Consider the following 19,042-nt stretch of genomic DNA (forward strand, 5'->3'; position numbering starts at 1 on the left):
TTAGGTAACTTCTTACGTCAAAGTTGATACAGCACCCTTTTAAATATCGTCTGCAATCTTATTGATTTTTCGTAAGCGATGATTCACACCACTTTTTGACAATGGAAAGTCAAGATTATCTGCAATTTGCTGGATCGAATAATCTGGATGATTTATCCGAATTAAAGCAATTTGCTGCAATTCTATCGGCAAAGATTCCAAACCATCGGTATCCATAATTTTGATAATATTGTTAATCGTTTTCATACTTGCAGTAATTGTCTTTGCGATATTTGCTGTTTCAGCATTATTAGCTCGATTAATATCATTACGAGTTTCTCTAACTAGTTTGACTGATTCAAATTCTTCTTTACAGACCATGGCACCAATAATAATTAAGAAATCCATGATGTCTTCTGCTTTTTGAAGGTAAGTTACTGCACCGCTTTTTCGTTCAATTGTTTTAGCATCTAGCATAAACTTTTGCATTAATTGTGCTAAATCTTGGGCATGGTCTAAATAGACTGAGTAGATTTCCAACTGATACTTTCCTGATTCAGGGTCTCGAACTGTACCAGAACCTAAAAAAGCACCTTTTAAATAAGACCTGCCCAAATTATCATCTGTCATCGTCTCTTTTTCAATGCCTGTTTCAAGACCAAAAAATGAATCTGCTAATTTTAAATCTGCTAAAATTTTCTCAACAGCTTGATCTAAAAATACGGTGTAAACGCGATTCTTTTTGAGATTAGTTTTTTGATGGTATCGAATTTCTGGTAAAATGCCATAACTTTTTTCCAATAATGAATAGATATATCGAGCAATTCTTGCATTTTCAGTCGTTATTGAAAGGTGTAAGCCTTGATTAGCCAAAGTCAAGCTTCCTGATAATTTTATGATGGCTGACAGTTCAATTTTATCTGACTCAGATAATTGAATTAATTCTTCTTTCACTTTGGTAGTAAAACTCATAGGCACCTATTCCTTACCAAGTTCATAATTTCTTCAACAACTAAGCGACCATCATGGAAAGCACCGCCATTCTCTAAACGAAGGAAGTTTGAAGAAATAATTTTCTTTGCTTCATTTGTCAATCCTGCAAAATCATGCTCTACTTGTACAAGGTACTCATCAAATTTATTTTTATCCATATAGTCTTGAGGTACTTTTTCAATGTTGACAAGTACAGTATCAATCAAATCTTGTCCCAAATGACGATTCAAAACAGAAATATGATCCGAGTCAGAAAAATGTTCCGTTTCTCCATGTTGCGTCATAATATTACAAATATAAACAACTTCTGCTTTGGTTCGCTTTAAGGCTGAGTTGATTTCTGGAATAACTAAGTTTGGCAAGATCGAGGTGAAAAGTGAGCCTGGCCCAAGAACAATCATGTCACTAGTCATGATTTCATCAACAACTTTTCTGCTCGCCTGAGGTTCATTATCATTATAAGTATTTGTGACATAAACATAATCAATCATACCCTGGTAATCTGAAATCGAACTTTCCCCAATGACTTCATGCCCATCCTTAAAAACCGCATGAAGGGTTAGTGCATGCTCACTTGATGGATAAATTTTTCCTGTAATGTGAAAAAATTTAGAAAGCAGTTGAATAGCATTATAGGTAGAGCCTTGCATCTCCGAAATCCCTGCAATAATAAGGTTGCCAAGCGGATGACCAGCTAAGGCGCCATCATTTTCATTAAATCGATATTGAAATACGTTCTCATAAAATCGTGGCATATCACTCATGGCGACTAACACGTTTCTCAAATCACCAGGTGGTGTTTGCTGCATTGCATTTCGAATTTCACCTGAAGAACCGCCATCATCTGCAGCCGTTACAACTGCAGTAATATCAACATCTTCTGTCCTTAAGCTGTTTAATATGACAGGTATCCCAGTTCCACCACCAATGACTGTTATTTTGGGTTTTCTCATGATCTATTTACAGTTTCCTTACGTTTATTTCTATCTCTATGACTTTCATTGACTGGCCACTTTTCTGCAATACTTTGAGCTAAGCGATGTGCAAATGCAACACTTCGATGCTGCCCACCTGTACAGCCAATTGCAATTGTTAAAACCGATTTACCTTCTTTTTTATAGCCAGGTAAGATAGGCAAAAGTAAAGCTGTTAAATGATTATAAAAATCTTCAGATTCCGGATGTTGCATCACATAGTTATAAACTTCTTCATCCAAACCTGTTTTTTCGCGTAATTCAGGTAGATAATAAGGATTTGGGAGAAAACGAACATCAAAAATCAAATCCGCGTCTAAAGGAACCCCGTATTTAAAACCAAAGCTCATCACTTCAACACGAAATGACACTTGATTAGATTCATCCGAAAATTGTTCAGATATTGTCTGACGCAATTGTCTAGGTGTCAAATCACTAGTATCAACAACATTTTGACTAAGACTTTTCAGTGGAGCTAATAATTCACGCTCAAGTTTTATCCCATCTAATACGCGTCCTGTTGGTGCTAGTGGATGGCTACGTCTTGTTTCTTTATATCTAGAAACCAATTCTGTATCTGTAGCATCTAAAAATAATAGTCGAAAATTTAGATTAGGATTGGTTTCAATCGTATCTAAAATCATATTTATTTCATTAAAGAAAAGTCTACTACGCATATCAACCACTAAGGCAACACGCTTATTTTCATTTGTTTGTTCAATAATTTCCAAAAACTTAGGTACAAGAGTTGGTGGCATATTGTCAATAGTAAAGTATCCTAAATCTTCAAAAGATTGAATCGCAACAGTCTTACCTGCTCCACTCATCCCTGAAACAATAACTAGTTCAATTTTCTTATCTAACATTTCCCTAAATCCTTTCTCTTCCCATAGTTACTCTCCATATTATATCATATAACACTTTAAAGCCGAACGAATTCTATTAATCTTAGCCTTACCCCTTACCTGATTATCCGAATAATAGTGACTATAATTTCTTTTTAACCATGTCACTTATTATTAAGGCATTCGTACCCCAATAATAAAAAACCAGAAAAGTTTAGAATATTACTGGTTTAATGTTTTTTATTCTTCGAAATTATCATAGCTATTCCTCTTATCAATTCGATCTAACTGCTTTGTAATAGACACTAAAACCTTAGTTTGTAAACGTTGAATCTTCATTACATCAGATTGATGCTGTAAAACTAAGTAATCAATTTTTGAATGAAGTAAATGCACACCTTCTTCTGATTTTTTATTAACTAAATAGTCATTTCGGGCTTGCAAACAATCATATTCTGAAGCCACTGTTTGGGCTCATCATAATTAATGGCGCTTGAATTACGGCAATCGTTAATTCAAGAAGACAAATGGATAACGGTCAAAAGCCAATCCGAATGGGTGAATGTCATTAAAAAGCATCCAATTGCCATAAATGTCATAAACAAAATAATAAAAGTCCATGCTCCACCAAAATGGGCAACCTGATCAGCTGACCTTTGATCAAATGTCATTTTACTATCTAGTCCTTCTTGAACATTAAGTAAAGCATATTTTTCATTTTTTGAAACATCATTTACCATTTCGTGAATGCTTTCATTTTTCAATTGAGTATTATCAATCAGTCCATTTATGTAAGACAAACTATAGTCAGCAAAATTATCATGACTAATAAAGGATGAACGCGTCAGATAAGAGTGGTCAATTGTGATAATTTCTTATTATTAATAGTCAAAGTTCAGTAAGGAAAATAACTTCTGAAATAAAATAATCCTGCCCATTTATTGCATATTTTACTCATACCCTATTTCTCAGTTAAGACTTCTTCTTTCAGACTAATCTGATTAATGTAAATGTAACTAATTGTTTAGTTAAGCATTGCATTGCTATTGTGAAAACAATAACCTTAAAAAAGGTAGATTCTATTTCTTAAAAAAAGGTTAATAAATATTATAAGATAAAATCCTGTAATTAATTGATTGGATAGCCATTATCCATCTAAATTTTCTAGAATGCCACTTTCATTTGTCAGTATTTCCATATTTTCCTATAACAAAAAATAGCTGAAAAATCAGCTATTGTAATTATGGTTTAATACGGTGTAACATACGTGGAAATGGAATGGCTTCACGGATATGTTTTGTACCAGCAACGAAAGTTACCATACGTTCAATACCAATACCAAAACCACCATGTGGTACTGATCCGTATTTACGCAAGTCAAGGTAGAATTCATACTCTGATCTATCCATTTCCAAAGCTTCCATTTTTGCAACAAGTGCATCATAATCATCTTCACGCATAGAACCGCCAATGATTTCGCCATAACCTTCTGGTGCCAAAAGGTCCGCACATAGTACACGTTCAGGATTACCAGGAACTGGTTTCATATAGAAGGCTTTAAAGCTTGCTGGATAATTAACAACAAAGATTGGCACACCAAAATAATTTGAAATCCAAGTTTCATGTGGTGAACCGAAATCATCGCCGTGTTCTAAGTGCTCATAATCTGTATCTTCATCAGCTTCATGTTCTTGAAGAAGACTAATTGCATCATCGTAGGCAACACGTTTGAATGGCTCTGCAATATAACGTTTCAGTGCTTCAGTATCGCGTTCTAAAATTTCCAATGCTTGAGGTGCACGGTCAAGAACACCCTGAATCAAAGCTTTAACATAAGCCTCTTGTAAGTCAAGCGATTCATCATGATTCAAGAATGAATACTCTGCATCCATCATCCAAAACTCAGTTAAATGGCGACGTGTTTTAGATTTTTCAGCACGGAAAACTGGACCAAAGTCAAACACACGACCAAGAGCCATAGCTCCTGCTTCCAAATATAATTGACCAGACTGGCTTAAATAAGCTGGTGTTCCAAAATAATCTGTTTCAAACAATTCTGTCGAATCTTCAGCCGCACTACCAGATAGAATTGGGCTATCAAACTTGATAAAGCCATTTTGATCGAAGAATTCGTATGTTGTATAAATAATTGCATTACGAACTTGCATCACTGCCATCTGTTTACGAGAACGCAACCAAAGGTGACGATGGTCCATTAAGAAATCTGTTCCGTGTTCCTTTGGTGTAATTGGATAATCAACAGATTCACCGATAACTTCTAAATCTGTCACATCCAACTCATAGCCAAATTTTGAGCGCTCATCTGCTTTAACAATACCAGTCACATAAACAGAAGTTTCTTGACTTAGACGTTTTACAGTATCAAATTTAGCAGCTCCTTTTTCCTCACCAAATTTTTCAATAAAGTTTGGTTTAAAAGCAACAGCCTGGAAAAAGGCAGTTCCGTCACGTAGTTGAAGAAAAGCTAATTTACCTTTACCAGATTTATTAGCAACCCAAGCACCAATTGTAATCTCTTCACCGACATATTTTTTAACATCAATTATTGAAATAAGTTTTTTAGTCATAAATTCTCTTTTCTTTTCATATTTTTTTATCATTTTAAGAAATGCTGTGCATAGACATAAATACCTGTAGTCTATTAACGGCATCTTTTAAAGTATCTAAATCTGTAGCGTAGCTTAGTCGAATATTATAAGGTGCGCCAAAGCCAGCTCCTGTCACTAAAGCAAGTCCTGTATCTTCTAAAATAGCATTAGTAAACTCTGTGACATCAGTATAACCGGTCATTGCCATTGCTTCTTTAACATTTGGGAATAAATAGAAAGCCCCTTGTGGTTTAAGTACCTTAAAACCAGGAATCTCAGATAGTAATGGATAAATAATATTTAAGCGTTCTTCAAAAGCTTGTCTCATTTCTTCAACAGCAGATTGGTCACCTGTGAAGGCTTCAATAGCTGCATACTGTGATGCTGTCGTTAGATTTGAGGTTGTTTGACCAAGAATTTTATCCATTGCCGCAATGATGTCGTGATTTCCTACAGCAAAGCCAACTCTCCAACCCGTCATTGAATAAGTTTTAGCTACACCATTAATCGTAATGGTTTGACGACGAATCTCTTCTGATAAGCATGACATAGCGGTAAAGTGATTACCATTGTAAACTAAGCGACTATAGATATCATCAGCTAAAATGAGAATATCATTTGAAACAGCCCAATTGCCTAATGCTTCTAACTCTTCCTTACCATAAATCATCCCCGTTGGATTTGAAGGAGAATTAATCAGTAACACTTTCGTTTTTTCAGTTTTAACTGCTTCTAACTGATCAACCGTTACTTTGAAATCATTTGATTCCAAACCTTCAACAAAAACGGGCTTACCATCTGCCATTTTGATTTGATCCGCATATGAAACCCAGTATGGTGTTGGAATGATCACTTCATCACCAGGATTTAAAACTGCCATAAAAAAAGCATAAAGGATAAATTTGGCACCCGTCCCAGCTACAATATTATTAGAAGTCACCGTATAACCATAAAATTCTTGCATATAGCTTGCAATAGCAGCTTTTAATTCAGGCATACCACCAGCCGCTGTATAGAAGCTAGCTTTCCCATTTTCAATGGATTGAATTGCTTTTTCTTGGATATTCTTTGGTGTGATAAAATCAGGTTCTCCAAGTGTTAAACTGAGGATGTCTTTCCCTTGAGATGCTAATTCTTTTGCACGTGTACCTGCTGCTAGAGTTACACTTTCTTCCATGCCTAATACACGATTAGATAACTTTGTCATAGTTTCTCCTTTTTCACATGGTATGATTTCAAAATCAAGGGGCAATCGTCACTTAACTCTCTTTAGTCAAATTGAAAGGACACCATTTATTTTTCAAAAAATAACATGTGATCTTTTCTATTATATCAGAAAATGAGCCATTTCACCTAAGCAGTTTTCAAATTTTTCATGTGTGACCACAAATTCTTGGTCCAGTCCCGCAAAGACTTCTGGACCATAGGATTTAACCATTATCCGTTTATCTAATATAAGCACACAGGACTTTTGATTATCTCGTCTCATTGTTCGTCCAATAGCTTGTTTAAGTTTAAGGATTGTCATCGGAAGAAAATAGTCAGTGAAGGCTTGTTTCCCTCTTGAAGAAATATGATGGCTCATTTTTTTCACAAATGGATCTTTGGGATTATCAAATGGTAGTCGTGTAATCACTTCAATCATTCGATCTGCATGAATAAAGTCAACACCTTCCCAAAAGGCTCCCATACCTAATAAGATTGATTGCTCTCCTCTATCAAACCGTTTCTTGATATTATAGGCTGTACCATTTTTTTCCTGACATAAATGTGTGACTTGCCATTGATCCAAAAGTTCCGAAACCATTAATAGATGGTGTCGTGAATTAAAGAGGACCAAAATGGGATAATTTAAAGACTTTAAGTGGTAGATGCGTTTAGCAATCTCTTGACAATACTCTTGGTCCGATAGGACATCCAAAATTGGCATATCCTGATCGATTAAAACTAATTGGCTTTGCGATTTTTCCTTAGCAATGACGTCATAAGAAAAATGATCATACCCCAAAAGATCAGCCAAGGAAACTTGGGGGCTAATTTGTAAAGTTGCCGAAATAAAGTAAATTTTAGCTGTTTCTGGTAAAAAGTCTCTAAAGTTAACAAATTGTCTCGTTGTCGCATTAAGATAGGTTTCACGCTTCTCTTGATTTTTTTCCGTTGATAGCCAAAAATCACTGTCTTCATAACGAAACATTTCCTTTAAGTCACTTAACTCAATATCGTCGATTTCTGTCACTAAGGTCTTTAAAACTGTGACAACATCCACTGACACTTCATTTTTTTGAGACTGGTAAAACTGATTAGCCAACTGGGATAGTTCAAATGTTAAACTTTCATATAACCTTTTTTTTAGTAACGATTCAGTTAAACTAAGCTTCCCCATTATTTCTTGGAGCAGTTGACTTACATTAACTTGTTTTCGCGACAACTGATCTAATTGCAAGGTCAATCCTTGTGCTTCATCAAAAACCAATATCTTACCTTTTGCAAAGCTTTTATCATCTTCAACACGGTGCAAAAAATAGGCATGATTTGTAATCAGCAAGTCGGCTTGTTTTCCTTTTTCATAACTTCTTTGCCAAAAATCGTGGTCATAAAAATCAGATGACTTGTTCACATTGCCGTCATGTTTAATGTGATCAAAATAAGCAGCAAACCGTTGTTTCTGTTTAATTTCATCAAGATCACCTGTTTGGGTTTCCAAAAGCCAAACAAGCAATTGCATTTTATAACGGTTAATTAAGCGATTATCATGGATATCTTCTAAACTAGCTTGAAAGGCATCCAACTTAATATAATTTCCTGGACCTTTTAAACTGTGTGCCTTTAGATGATACTGGTCAACTAAGGATTGCAACTCTTTAGCGACCATTTGATCTTGCAAAATCTTAGTTGGAACACTCACTAAGACCTGATTACCATTTGCTCTAGCTAGTAAAGGCAATAAATAGCCATAGGTTTTTCCTATACCTGCTTGTGCTTGGATAAAGCTTGCTTCAGGATGATGAAATGCTTGCTCAACAAGATGTACGAATTGATTTTGTTTAGGTCTATTTTCCAGTCCCAGTAAAGCGGTATTAATGTCAAATGACTGAGATAATTTGAGAGCTGGAGTTTGTTTCACATCTTTTCTTAGCACTAATTGATTGACTTGATAATGGGTAGCGGAATCAAAAGATTTGGCTTGCCTCAGACCTTCTTCAATAACTAAAGCTGATTCAAATAGTAAACTATCACAATAGCGAAGCATATAAGCCAAAGTTTCTCTTGGCAAAGATTTAATTTTAGCTTGTAAAACAAGAAGTAAATTGGCCGTTGCCATAGCATCCGCAATTGCAGTATGGGCGTCTGAAAGGTCTAGCTGTAATTCCTGAGATAAATGACTAAGATTATATTTTTCTAAGCTAGGAAAGAAAACCTGAGCTAGTTCAACAGTGTCAACACGTGGTGTTCGTAACTCATACCCCTCAAAAAATAAAGCTTCTGCTAATAAGTTAGCATCGAATTTAACATTATGAGCAACAAAAATACACTCTTTAATCAAATCAAAGATAGTACTTGCCACTTGTGAAAATTCTGGTGCACTGGCTAATTGTTGATCTGTAATTCCTGTTAACGCTTTGATATGCTCAGACAGGTTTTCATGAGGATTGACATCAGTTTGATAACTATCCGTGATATTTCCATCTTCAACAATGACAATACCCACTTGAATAATTTTAGCTGTAGCCCCTGCATTTGTTGCTTCCAGGTCAATGACAGCATATTTAGGAGTTTTTTCTTTAGTCATAGTACTTAGTATTATACCATTTTTTATTAGTGTTTTAGAAAAGGACATCTAGCCTTTTTTCTTTTTGACAACTGGATCACCCGCTATCTAAACTTAACTACTACTAGTATTTGTTTCAATCAGTTATATTTTTTCTTAGAAGTTTTACCTAAAATTTGTTACACTAAACATATGAAAATTATAACTATTTTAAATGATATTGCTAGTGAAAATACCTATATTCTTGAAAATGATCAGTCCATTCTCCTGATTGATCCAGGGAGTAATGGTCAAGAAATTATTAAAGCCATCGAAACAGCTAGTAAACCAATTGCAGCTATATTATTGACTCATACTCATTACGATCATATTTTTAGTTTAGACTTGGTTAGAGAAAGGTTTGATTGGCCACCAGTCTATGTTTCTTCTAAGGAGGCCACTTGGCTATTTACAGCTAAAGACAATTTATCTGGGTTAATTCGTCACGCTGACATTCCAGATGTCATTGCAAAACCTGCTGAAAACATTTTTGAAAATAACAAAACTTATCATATTGCTGATTTCACCTTTACGTTGCTTGAAACACCAGGTCATTCTATCGGTGGCGTCTCATTTAACTTCTTTGAAGATGAATTTGTCATTACCGGTGATGCACTATTTCGTGAGAGTATTGGTCGCTCTGATTTACCAACTGGTGATTTCAAACAACTAACACAATCCATCAAAGAGAAACTTTATATGCTTCCAAATCATTATACCGTATATCCTGGGCATGGCCCTACAACGACAATTGGGCATGAAAAAAATTTCAATCCATATCTATCATAAAAAAAAACGAGTCTGGGACAAATGTTCTCAGACTCTAGTTTTTATATAGATTTATGAATGTAACGCAGTGGTTGAGTGAACTTTAATACGTTGAAAATCAACTGTTACAGCCCTACTCAACTTTGCGAAGGTGGGACGACAAAATCAAATTTCTACGACATTACTGATTTTATTCCACTCTCGTTTTTTTAGAATTTAAGGTAGCGTCTAATTGACAAGACTGAACCAAGTGAACCAATGATAATCCCAATAACAAATAGCGCTGCTATTATAATATAAAGGTAATAATTAATAGGATACATTGATAAATTATTTAACTGCAACTCAGGAGTAAATTTGTGATAGACATAGATATATGAAAAGTAAATAATAACTGCCGGTAAAATAGCTCCTAAAAGACCAACCCAAGCTCCTTCAAAGAAGAATGGTCCACGAATATAAGAATTTTTTGCTCCTACTAATCGCATAATTTCAATATCTCTTTGACGGCTCATAATTGTCATACGAATAGTATTTGAAATAAGGAAAATTGCAATGAGAATCAACAATAGCGTCCCAGCTAAGCCCCATGTTTTAATGAATTCACCAAACTTAAAGAGTTTTTCAGAATTAACACCACCGTAGTCTACAGACTCAACTCCACTAATTGATTTAATGGTTTTACTAGTAGCTTTGACTTGTGATGGTTTTTCAGTTTCAACAATGTAAATATCTTGAAGTGGGTTACTATCCTTATCATACAATTTCCAAACATCACCCATTGTATCTTGTAATTTCTTCAATTGTTCATCTTTACTTGAAAAAGTTATTTTAGTAACACCAGGAACTTTTAAAATCTGATCATAAACTTCATGGTATTTTTCATTTTTAATTTGCTTACCATCAGTAGTTTGAACAACTTTTGCAGTATCCGTTGAATCAACATTCAAGTAAGTATTAATCTGAATATTATTTTGAACACCAGACGCAACTCGTTGAATATTAAGCAAGGTGGCTGCAAAAATCCCTACTAAAGTCAGTGTAATGGCAACTGAACTGATGGCTGCCATTGTCATCCAAATATTGCGCTTGAGATTTTTTATTGATTCCCAAATATGGCGGAAAAAGTATCTAATCATCGTATCCGTAATCTCCTTCCTCTTCATCACGAACAAGTCGTCCATCTTCAATCGCAATGACGCGGTGACGAAGCGTGTTTACGATGTGACTGTTATGAGTAGCCATCAAGACAGTTGTCCCTTGTAGGTTAATTCTCTCAAGCAAATGCATAATTTCCCAAGAAATCTCAGGATCAAGGTTACCAGTCGGTTCATCAGCAATCAATAATTTTGGATTATTCACAATTGCTCGCGCGATAGCAACACGTTGTTGCTCCCCTCCAGATAATTGATTAGGGAATGAACGCATCTTATGCTTCAATCCTACCAATTCAAGAACCTCCGGAACGCGTCTTTTAATATTACGACGCTTTTCTCCAATAACTTCCATAGCATAAGCAACGTTTTCAAAAACAGTTTTCTTTTCTAACAGTTTATAATCCTGGAAGACTACTCCAATATTACGACGTAAAATAGGAACATCTTTTTTACGTAATTTGGTTAAATCAAATTCCCCAACATAAATGGAACCACTTGTTACCTGTTCTTCTCGGTATAACAATTTGATGAAGCTAGATTTACCTGCACCAGAAGGGCCAACCAAATAAACAAAATCTCCTTGATTTACAGAAACTGTAATGTCTCTCAAGGCTGTTGTTGATCTGCGGTATTTCTTAGAAACATCCTTCATTTCAATTAAAGCCATTATTTTCTTCTTTCTATTTTCTTATGAATTAGTCGTCACTCATACGCCATTTCAAATAAGCATCAATAAATCCATCAATATCACCATCCATTACTTTATCAACTTGAGCAACTTCAAAGTTTGTTCGGTGATCTTTTACCATGGTATAAGGGGTGAAGACATAAGAGCGAATTTGACTTCCCCAGGTTATTTCCTTTTTGTCACCCTTTAAAGCATTGACCTCTTCAGCCTTCTTCTCTTGCTCTAATTGGTAAAGTTTAGCTTGCAACATCTTCATTGCTCGGTCTCTATTCCCATACTGTGTACGATCAACTGTTGATGCCACAACAATCCCCGTTGGAATGTGGGTTAAGCGAACCCCTGTAGAGACTTTATTGACATTTTGTCCACCAGCTCCACCTGAACGGAAGGTATCCATTTTAATATCATCATCTCGGATATCAACTTCAATAGTATCATCTAACTCTGGCATCACTTCAACAGAAGTAAATGACGTATGGCGTCTCTTTGCTGAATCAAAAGGTGAAATACGTACTAAACGATGAACACCCATTTCTGACTTTAAGAAACCATAGGCATTTGGTCCTTCAAATGAGAGAGTAACCGATTTAATACCTGCTTCATCTCCAGCCTGATAATCCAAGGTCTCAACTTTAAAGCCTTTGGCATTACCAAAACGGGTATACATTCTAAAGAGCATGTCTGCCCAGTCTTGCGCTTCTGTTCCACCCGATCCAGGATGGATTTCAAGAATAGCATTATTATGATCATAAGGTTCTGACAAAAGCAAGGTCATTTCGTAACTTGACAAAATCTGATCTAATTTTTCTAAACTAGCTTCTAATTCCTCTTGTACAGAATCATCTTCATCCAACATTTCTAAATACAGTTCAGTTTCTTCTGACAAGTTCTGCATATCATGATACGTATTAAACTTAACCTTTAACTCATTTAATTCCTGAGAGGTCTTTTGAGCCAAGATATTATCGTTCCAAAAGTCAGGTTCTGTCATTTGGTTTTCTAAGAGCGCAATGTCTTCCTCCAAACGATCTAAGTCAAAGAGACCTCCTGAAGCTAGTCAACTTCTCTTTATTTTCTACTATTTTTTGGCGTATTTCTGCCACTTCCATATCATTACCTTCTTATCTTTTTTACTTTTTTATCTTCCCTATTTTAACACACTGCCACTAGAATTGCCATTTTGCGCGAACCAAATCAAATTCTTTTTGAATACTTTCATCTGTAATCGTGATTTCCTGCAAAAAGTCAATCATTCCTTGATCAGGCACTTTGACAATCTCACCTAATGCCCAAATAGCTGTTGCTGTGTGGATAGGATTGTTATTTTTATCAATGATTTCCATTAGCTTAACAATTGCTGTGCGGTCATGTCCATTGGCAAGTGCAATAATGGCATTACGCTGAAGGATATTTTTTCCACGCCAAGAGGCGGCGATATGACCGAATTTTTCTTTGAAACCCTTGTTTGACAACTCTAAGAATGGGATCAATTCTGGCTGCGCTAAATCAGGGTCAATCTCACTTGCCAGAGGATTAGAAATCCCCTTATTATAAGGACAAGAAATCTGACAAATATCACAGCCATAAATAACGGTTTTTATCTTTTTACGGAATTCCAAATCCATCATGCCTTTATCTTGAGTTTGAAATGACAAACACCGTTTAGCATCCATGGTCCCATCACCAATTAAACAGGATGTCGGACAAGCATCCAAACATCTTGTGCAGTCTCCACACCCATAATCAACCTCTTGATCAGGCTCTATCTCTAAATTAGTAATCAATTCCCCTAAATACATATAGGAGCCAAACTCTTTTGAAATGACTAAGCCATTTTTACCAATAAAACCGATTCCCGCTCTTTTTGCTACTGCTGTATCAACAAGTGCCCCGGTATCGACCATGCCTTTGTATTCAAAGTTCTCTGTCATGGTTTCAATTCCACGCGCTAATTTTTCTAACTTGTCAGCAAGAACATGATGGTAATCTAAGCCCCAAGAATTAGGCGTAATTTTGCCCCTTTTATATTCTGTTTTCTGCGGCGCTATTGGCAATTTGTGGGGATAGGCAACAGCTATGGAAATAATCGTTTTTGCAGATTCCAGAGCTAATTTTGGACGGATTCTTTCCTCTATATTTTTGTGTTCAAAACCAGAATTTCTCCCTTCTTCAACACTTAAGCGCAGCGATTTCTCCAAATAAGAAAAATCATCTGCACTTGTAAAACCTATCTTTGAAATCCCAATTTCTTGAGCTAATTGTTGAATTGCCACCTTTATTTCCATATTACTATCATAATCGAAATATATAAAGAGTTCAAGACTAAGTCATTACGAATTGTGTCATTTATTAAAAAGTTATAACAGCAAAAAATGGAGAACTGGTCACGCCCCAAGTCCTCCACAATTATTAATATAAGTCAAAATGGTGGTATAAATAATCCAAAGCTGCAATTTCCTTTAAAAGAGACTTTCCATTATCAGTTTCTTTTACTAGTGTCCGTTGCGATACTTCTTCAACTAAGCGTTTGATAAAAATAATATCGCATTCGCCCTCTAAAACATCTGCGACTGATGAAAATGGTTTGTGCGCTACTAATTCTAGGCCATAACTATTTGAAATTAGGGTATACCCAGCAATACCTGTTTTCTTTTGATACCCTTTAGCAAGCCCACCATCAATAATGATTAGGCGACCATTAGCTTTGATGGGTAACTCACCAACTTTTTCTTTCACCGGTGTATGACCGTTAACAATATGAGCTGACCCATCTAAACCAAATTCATTTAAGAGGCGCAAGCAAATATCTTCTCTTTCACGCAGCTGATAATAGGCATTCTTTATTTCTATATGCGTTTCTTTATCTGCAATATAATAGCGTTCAAAGGTTGTCATGCGATCCTTTCCAAAGAGAGAGGACACTTCCCCACACCAGAGGTACCAAAATAAATCCGTTTCAAAATCTTCCTGCTTATCTTTATTCTTATAGGATTTGATAACTTGCTCTTGAAAAAAGTCCATTAAGTCTTTACCAGCATAAGCAACATTTCCAAAATGCATGGACTTGAAATCACCATTTGAATGCATTGGCATACCACCATGGAAAAGCAAGTGATTGTTTGTTATTTTATAAATGGACCCATTTTCCATTAAAAAATCAATGTGTTGTGTTAAGCGAGCAGAATTCTGAAAACGGTGCATTAATCCTGATAGAATATGCTTTTCTTCGGCTGTCAATTCTTGTGGATTTTCCCAATTAATCATCTCATAAGGAAAAGATTGTAAGGGATAGTTTTTACCTTTTATGCTAATTGTTTTGGCTTCTTTATCTATTTTGGAAAATAAGTTAGAAGCTTCCATGCCAAATTCAGGTCTTCTGCTAATCAATTGATGTTCTAACTTAAACTGCAAGAAGGCAGTTGCTTGTTGCAATTTATTCAAAATCGTTTTGTCTGTCTCAGAAATATCATCACCGTCTAAAATTGGATTAAAAACCTCTTCGACGTCAAAGTGTTTTTGGGCATAATCAATTAAACGGCGTAAATTGATACCATACCGATCCTCAATTAAACCAATACTATTATATCTAGCTGCAATCCGAATCACATTAATCATACAAATGGTTGAACCAGAAACAGCTCCAATCCATGTAATATCATGATTGCCCCATTGAATATCAATTTTACTAAATTTTTGAAGGCGATCAATAATTAGATCTGGGTATTTCCCTCTATCATAAATATCACCAACCACATGCAAATGATCTATAGATAGCTCTTGTAGCAAGGTCGCAAAAGCAATAAATAAATCATCAAGCTGTCCTAATTCAATGACTTTAGCAATAATGGAATCATAATATGACCGTTTATTAACATCTAGTTGCTCAACCATTAAAAGTTCTTCCATAATATAGGCGTAATCTCTAGCCATCATTTTACGAACCTTTGACCGCGTGTATTTCCCCCCAATATACTTTACCAATTGCAACAAATCAGGTAAGAATTGACTAAGTTCCTCTATCAGTTGTTGAGATGTTAACTCTTCTTGTCTCACTTCAATTTTAGCTTTAGGATAATAAATATACTGGCATAAGTAATCAATTTCCTCAGCTGATTTATCAGGGAAACATTCCGCAACTTTTTTCTTGATGGAGCCCGAGCCATTTCTTAACAGGTAATCAAACGCTTCATATTCACCGTGCAAATCACTTAAAAAATGTTCTGTCCCTTTAGGGAGATGACAAATCGCTTCAAGATTTATCATTTCAGTAACCAATGATGATTTACTTGGAAACTTTTCTTTCAACAATTGATAATAGTTAGACATTAGTATGATTGATTCCTTTCCATGAAAGAGCAACTAGCTCAAAAAATAAAAAAGTCTTCTAACTCATTGTAAAACTTCTCAAAAAATTTGCCAACCAAAAACTGCAAAGGCTTACAAAAAACACTCCCTTATGGGAGCATTCTATATTAAATAATCTATGATTTGTTCAACAGCATCAATCAGCTGATCTGCTTGACTTTGATCAATACCGTACCTCGTATCCTTAATGGCAAAGACCTTATACCCTGCATTTTTTGCTGCTAAAATTCCCTTTTGACTATCTTCAATTACCCATATATCCTGTTTTTCAAGTTCCAACAATTGCTTCGCTTTAAGATAAATGTCAGGTGCTGGTTTTGGATGGCTAACATCTTCAGCACATAAAACAAAAGTGAAATACTCCTTCAAATGACAAGATTCCAAAGCTTGCTCAATATCTGTTCTACTTGAGTTTGAGGCAAGGACAAGGCTAATAGCGTCTTCTTTCAATTTTGCCAATGTCTGTTTGACATTTGGAAATAAAAGATCACAATAAGGTACCAAATGCCTTTTTTTATAAGCATCATACGCATCGCTAACTGCCTTCGCTTGTTCTGATTGATAGTGCTTGCTCAATAAATCTTTCCAAATGTGTTGCAAATTCCCACCAATAAAATCACTAGCTGACAAATGGTTGATAGAAATTGCGTGTTCATCAAAAAATTGTTGTCTTCTGTTAAGATAAAATGGCTCTGTATCAAATAAGACACCATCCATATCAAAAATAATTGCTTTGACCATGGCATTCTCCTTTTATCCATTTTACCATAAATAGCATTCTTCTATATTTTTTGATAGAATAAAAGCATGAAAAAACTAGCTATCATGAGTGACTTGCATATCGACCTCAATCAGTTTAGTCAAGCTGATATCGATTGTTTAAATCACGTCTTATTAGAAAATAAGATTGATTTTCTCCATATTGCAGGTGATATATCCAATCATTACGACCGAAAAAGTCGCCCATTTTTAAAACAAATTAATCCATCAATAAAAACTAGTCACAACCTAGGGAATCATGACCTTTTAGATCTTGATGAAAAAAGAATTGAGGCACTTGATTTTCAAGTGATTCCCTTAAGCTCACAGGAAACCTTGCTGGCTTTTCACGGCTGGTATGACTATTCCTTTTTTCCTGACAAATCATCTGCTGAAAATCTAGCTTTTAAAAATCAGTTTTGGTTTGATCGGCGTCTAAAAAGGCCCTATTCTGACATTGAATTGACCCAGATAATCTGTCGAAAGCTAGAAGGGGTACTTAGTTCACTACCAGGACAAGTTATTATCAGCATGCACTTTGTTCCTCACAGCGACTTTATTCTCCAACATCCTAAATTTAGACCCTTTAATGCATTCTTAGGGAGTCAAAAATTTCATAACATTTTCAAAAAGCACCATGTCAAAATGGTCTATTTTGGTCACAATCACCACAGAATTTCGCCACATAAAATTGATGATGTGACCTATCACTCTCGTCCGCTCGGCTATCAAAAAGAATGGCAGTTAAACAACGCTTTTTTAATAGCTCATCCCGATTTGATGCCTACAGACTATTGGAAACTTTCTAAACGCTACTCTGCGATTAGAGAATCAGCTGAATTTGAGGAGTTCCGTAGGCAAAAATTAGCAGAGGAGTTCCGTTTAGCAATGACAATTATTGAGTTAGAGGATAAAAAATAGAATGAATATTAAAAGACAAACAACATTTTTCAAAATTGGAACTACAATTACAGTTTATATTGGAAATCTTTATACTGCTAAACTTAAAAACAGTCAAGAAATGACGTGTCACTTTGAGGGTAAGCAAGAACTTAAAGTAAAATCTAGCTTGCAAAAGAAAATACTTATCACAGATTCTGATCACATTGTTATTAGTGATAATCCATTACCTTTACTCCTCTTTTGGTCAGGTATTTTGACAGTGGTGATTAGTCATCTGTGCTTGTCTTATGACTCACCTGTACTCTATTATTTAAGTATCTTATCACTCCTACTAATTGTCTTCAGCTACTTAATGCCTCAAGTTAAACTGACAATCAAAAATCAATAGGACTGATCTATTGATTTTTTTCTTGCCATAACTGCTTGAGTTTTACTGCTAATTCTGGGTAATCTGTCATAAAACCAGCCAGGTGATACTTAAACGCCAAGTTGATTTGACTTTCTTTATTTAAGGTCCACGGTCTAATTGCTTTCGAAAAATGATTAACGCCTGTTAAATCATTTAAAAACCATACTTTATTAGGATGAATGGCAGCAACAAATGGTGTTTTTTTGCCCAACCAAATATGAAATGGATTTTTCTTCATTAAAAAGGCTAATTCAACATCTGGATCCAACTCAGACATTAATTTAAGACTCTTAAAATTAAAACTGCAATAAAGATAGTCAAAGGGCCATTTTTGAGACTGCAGCAGTCGGGCAAAATCATGCTCAATTCCTGGATAATGGTATTTATCCGTTTTAATTTCGATATTTAAGGTACCGCGAAACCCCTCATCGACTAAGAAATCCAAAACTTCTTCTAAAGTCGAAATTTTCTCTCTAAAGTATTCAGGTGCAAACCATGAGCCTGCATCAAGTTCTTTTAATTGTTTTAATGTTAAATCGCGGACTAATCCAATGCCATTTGTGGTCCGATCAACTGTTTCATCATGAATAACAACTAAGTGATTATCATTACTTCTGTGGACGTCCAGCTCAATACCATCAGCCCCAACTCTCAACGCTTCTTTAAAAGAAATGAGTGTATTTTCTGGTCTATTAGACTTACTTCCTCTATGGGCAAAAATGACTGTCATAAGGACTCCTATTATTTATTCTATTGTCTAGTTTACCATATCAAGAACGGTAGTG

Annotated in this window: 18 protein-coding genes; 3 read left to right on the forward strand and 15 right to left on the reverse strand. The window is 35.3% G+C overall.

Features of this window, described 5'->3' with window-relative positions; all coding sequences use genetic code 11:
• Positions 1 to 39: 39 nt before the first annotated feature.
• The 8 genes from whiA to ACVRZD_RS01550 all read right to left on the reverse strand — a co-directional run bounded on the left by whiA (position 40) and on the right by ACVRZD_RS01550 (position 9,190).
• Positions 40 to 951, reverse strand: coding sequence for a DNA-binding protein WhiA (gene whiA, locus ACVRZD_RS01515; protein WP_447450194.1), 912 nt, complete (start codon positions 949 to 951; stop codon positions 40 to 42).
• Positions 948 to 1,925, reverse strand: coding sequence for a YvcK family protein (locus ACVRZD_RS01520; protein WP_037627305.1), 978 nt, complete (start codon positions 1,923 to 1,925; stop codon positions 948 to 950). Before ACVRZD_RS01520 ends, whiA begins: the two co-directional genes overlap by 4 nt.
• Positions 1,922 to 2,812, reverse strand: coding sequence for an RNase adapter RapZ (gene rapZ, locus ACVRZD_RS01525; protein WP_037627306.1), 891 nt, complete (start codon positions 2,810 to 2,812; stop codon positions 1,922 to 1,924). The genes ACVRZD_RS01520 and rapZ overlap by 4 nt, the downstream gene beginning before the upstream one ends.
• A gap of 219 nt (positions 2,813 to 3,031) precedes the next feature.
• On the reverse strand, positions 3,032 to 3,256 hold the full coding sequence (locus tag ACVRZD_RS01530; protein WP_447450195.1) for a hypothetical protein: 225 nt from the start codon (positions 3,254 to 3,256) through the stop codon (positions 3,032 to 3,034).
• A gap of 50 nt (positions 3,257 to 3,306) precedes the next feature.
• Positions 3,307 to 3,531, reverse strand: coding sequence for a hypothetical protein (locus tag ACVRZD_RS01535; protein WP_447450196.1), 225 nt, complete (start codon positions 3,529 to 3,531; stop codon positions 3,307 to 3,309).
• A gap of 501 nt (positions 3,532 to 4,032) precedes the next feature.
• Entirely contained in the window at positions 4,033 to 5,379 is a 1,347-nt protein-coding gene (asnS, locus tag ACVRZD_RS01540) for an asparagine--tRNA ligase (protein WP_037627308.1), read from the reverse strand.
• Between the two features lie 34 nt (positions 5,380 to 5,413).
• Positions 5,414 to 6,607 (reverse strand): pyridoxal phosphate-dependent aminotransferase, encoded by a 1,194-nt coding sequence (locus ACVRZD_RS01545; protein WP_447450197.1) that lies wholly within the window; start codon positions 6,605 to 6,607, stop codon positions 5,414 to 5,416.
• Between the two features lie 120 nt (positions 6,608 to 6,727).
• Positions 6,728 to 9,190: a bifunctional DnaQ family exonuclease/ATP-dependent helicase gene (locus tag ACVRZD_RS01550; RefSeq protein ID WP_447450198.1), complete on the reverse strand. Its 2,463-nt coding sequence runs from the start codon at positions 9,188 to 9,190 to the stop codon at positions 6,728 to 6,730.
• A gap of 171 nt (positions 9,191 to 9,361) precedes the next feature.
• Here ACVRZD_RS01550 and ACVRZD_RS01555 point away from each other — a divergent pair, with 171 nt between their 5' ends.
• The gene (locus ACVRZD_RS01555; RefSeq protein WP_037627312.1) at positions 9,362 to 9,997 is read left to right on the forward strand and encodes an MBL fold metallo-hydrolase; all 636 of its coding nucleotides are present in this window, start codon (positions 9,362 to 9,364) and stop codon (positions 9,995 to 9,997) included.
• Positions 9,998 to 10,185: 188 nt separating this feature from the next.
• On the opposite strand, the gene ftsX is transcribed toward ACVRZD_RS01555, so the two are convergent.
• The 6 genes from ftsX to ACVRZD_RS01585 all read right to left on the reverse strand — a co-directional run bounded on the left by ftsX (position 10,186) and on the right by ACVRZD_RS01585 (position 16,927).
• Entirely contained in the window at positions 10,186 to 11,115 is a 930-nt protein-coding gene (gene ftsX, locus ACVRZD_RS01560) for a permease-like cell division protein FtsX (RefSeq protein WP_037627314.1), read from the reverse strand.
• Positions 11,108 to 11,800: a cell division ATP-binding protein FtsE gene (ftsE, locus tag ACVRZD_RS01565; protein ID WP_447450199.1), complete on the reverse strand. Its 693-nt coding sequence runs from the start codon at positions 11,798 to 11,800 to the stop codon at positions 11,108 to 11,110. Before ftsE ends, ftsX begins: the two co-directional genes overlap by 8 nt.
• 28 nt (positions 11,801 to 11,828) lie before the next feature.
• Positions 11,829 to 12,930 (reverse strand): peptide chain release factor 2 gene (gene prfB, locus ACVRZD_RS01570; protein WP_155274966.1). Its coding sequence is split into 2 segments (ribosomal slippage): positions 11,829 to 12,857 and positions 12,859 to 12,930, totalling 1,101 coding nucleotides; the frame shifts between segments, so codons are not numbered across the junction.
• 57 nt (positions 12,931 to 12,987) lie between these two features.
• Positions 12,988 to 14,106, reverse strand: coding sequence for a tRNA epoxyqueuosine(34) reductase QueG (gene queG, locus ACVRZD_RS01575; RefSeq protein ID WP_037627315.1), 1,119 nt, complete (start codon positions 14,104 to 14,106; stop codon positions 12,988 to 12,990).
• Between the two features lie 124 nt (positions 14,107 to 14,230).
• Positions 14,231 to 16,147, reverse strand: a complete 1,917-nt coding sequence (locus tag ACVRZD_RS01580; RefSeq protein WP_447450200.1) for a fructose-1,6-bisphosphatase — start codon at positions 16,145 to 16,147, stop codon at positions 14,231 to 14,233.
• Between the two features lie 141 nt (positions 16,148 to 16,288).
• Positions 16,289 to 16,927, reverse strand: a complete 639-nt coding sequence (locus ACVRZD_RS01585) for an HAD family hydrolase (protein ID WP_037627317.1) — start codon at positions 16,925 to 16,927, stop codon at positions 16,289 to 16,291.
• 66 nt (positions 16,928 to 16,993) lie between these two features.
• Between ACVRZD_RS01585 and ACVRZD_RS01590 the strand changes: the two genes are divergently transcribed.
• Positions 16,994 to 17,866: a putative phosphoesterase gene (locus tag ACVRZD_RS01590; RefSeq protein WP_447450201.1), complete on the forward strand. Its 873-nt coding sequence runs from the start codon at positions 16,994 to 16,996 to the stop codon at positions 17,864 to 17,866.
• A 1-nt stretch (position 17,867) separates the two neighbouring features.
• Positions 17,868 to 18,236, forward strand: a complete 369-nt coding sequence (locus tag ACVRZD_RS01595) for a hypothetical protein (protein ID WP_037627319.1) — start codon at positions 17,868 to 17,870, stop codon at positions 18,234 to 18,236.
• Positions 18,237 to 18,243: 7 nt separating this feature from the next.
• Here ACVRZD_RS01595 and ACVRZD_RS01600 read toward each other — a convergent pair whose 3' ends face one another.
• Complete coding sequence (locus ACVRZD_RS01600) at positions 18,244 to 18,987, reverse strand: glycerophosphodiester phosphodiesterase (protein WP_037627321.1); 744 nt, start codon at positions 18,985 to 18,987, stop codon at positions 18,244 to 18,246.
• Positions 18,988 to 19,042 lie beyond the last annotated feature (55 nt).

Source organism: Streptococcus hongkongensis (genome assembly GCF_053206145.1).

What these genes read in the sequence shown, in the direction of transcription:
- queG (WP_037627315.1), bottom strand. Translation starts at nt 14,106, where the DNA reads ATGGAAATAAAGGTGGCAATTCAACAATTAGCTCAAGAAATTGGGATT.
- ftsX (WP_037627314.1), bottom strand. Translation starts at nt 11,115, where the DNA reads ATGATTAGATACTTTTTCCGCCATATTTGGGAATCAATAAAAAATCTC.
- ACVRZD_RS01580 (WP_447450200.1), bottom strand. Translation starts at nt 16,147, where the DNA reads ATGTCTAACTATTATCAATTGTTGAAAGAAAAGTTTCCAAGTAAATCA.
- ACVRZD_RS01590 (WP_447450201.1), top strand. Translation starts at nt 16,994, where the DNA reads ATGAAAAAACTAGCTATCATGAGTGACTTGCATATCGACCTCAATCAG.
- ACVRZD_RS01585 (WP_037627317.1), bottom strand. Translation starts at nt 16,927, where the DNA reads ATGGTCAAAGCAATTATTTTTGATATGGATGGTGTCTTATTTGATACA.
- ACVRZD_RS01535 (WP_447450196.1), bottom strand. Translation starts at nt 3,531, where the DNA reads ATGGTAAATGATGTTTCAAAAAATGAAAAATATGCTTTACTTAATGTT.
- whiA (WP_447450194.1), bottom strand. Translation starts at nt 951, where the DNA reads ATGAGTTTTACTACCAAAGTGAAAGAAGAATTAATTCAATTATCTGAG.
- ACVRZD_RS01520 (WP_037627305.1), bottom strand. Translation starts at nt 1,925, where the DNA reads ATGAGAAAACCCAAAATAACAGTCATTGGTGGTGGAACTGGGATACCT.
- ACVRZD_RS01555 (WP_037627312.1), top strand. Translation starts at nt 9,362, where the DNA reads ATGAAAATTATAACTATTTTAAATGATATTGCTAGTGAAAATACCTAT.
- ACVRZD_RS01545 (WP_447450197.1), bottom strand. Translation starts at nt 6,607, where the DNA reads ATGACAAAGTTATCTAATCGTGTATTAGGCATGGAAGAAAGTGTAACT.
- ACVRZD_RS01550 (WP_447450198.1), bottom strand. Translation starts at nt 9,190, where the DNA reads ATGACTAAAGAAAAAACTCCTAAATATGCTGTCATTGACCTGGAAGCA.
- rapZ (WP_037627306.1), bottom strand. Translation starts at nt 2,812, where the DNA reads ATGTTAGATAAGAAAATTGAACTAGTTATTGTTTCAGGGATGAGTGGA.
- ACVRZD_RS01595 (WP_037627319.1), top strand. Translation starts at nt 17,868, where the DNA reads ATGAATATTAAAAGACAAACAACATTTTTCAAAATTGGAACTACAATT.
- ACVRZD_RS01600 (WP_037627321.1), bottom strand. Translation starts at nt 18,987, where the DNA reads ATGACAGTCATTTTTGCCCATAGAGGAAGTAAGTCTAATAGACCAGAA.
- asnS (WP_037627308.1), bottom strand. Translation starts at nt 5,379, where the DNA reads ATGACTAAAAAACTTATTTCAATAATTGATGTTAAAAAATATGTCGGT.
- ftsE (WP_447450199.1), bottom strand. Translation starts at nt 11,800, where the DNA reads ATGGCTTTAATTGAAATGAAGGATGTTTCTAAGAAATACCGCAGATCA.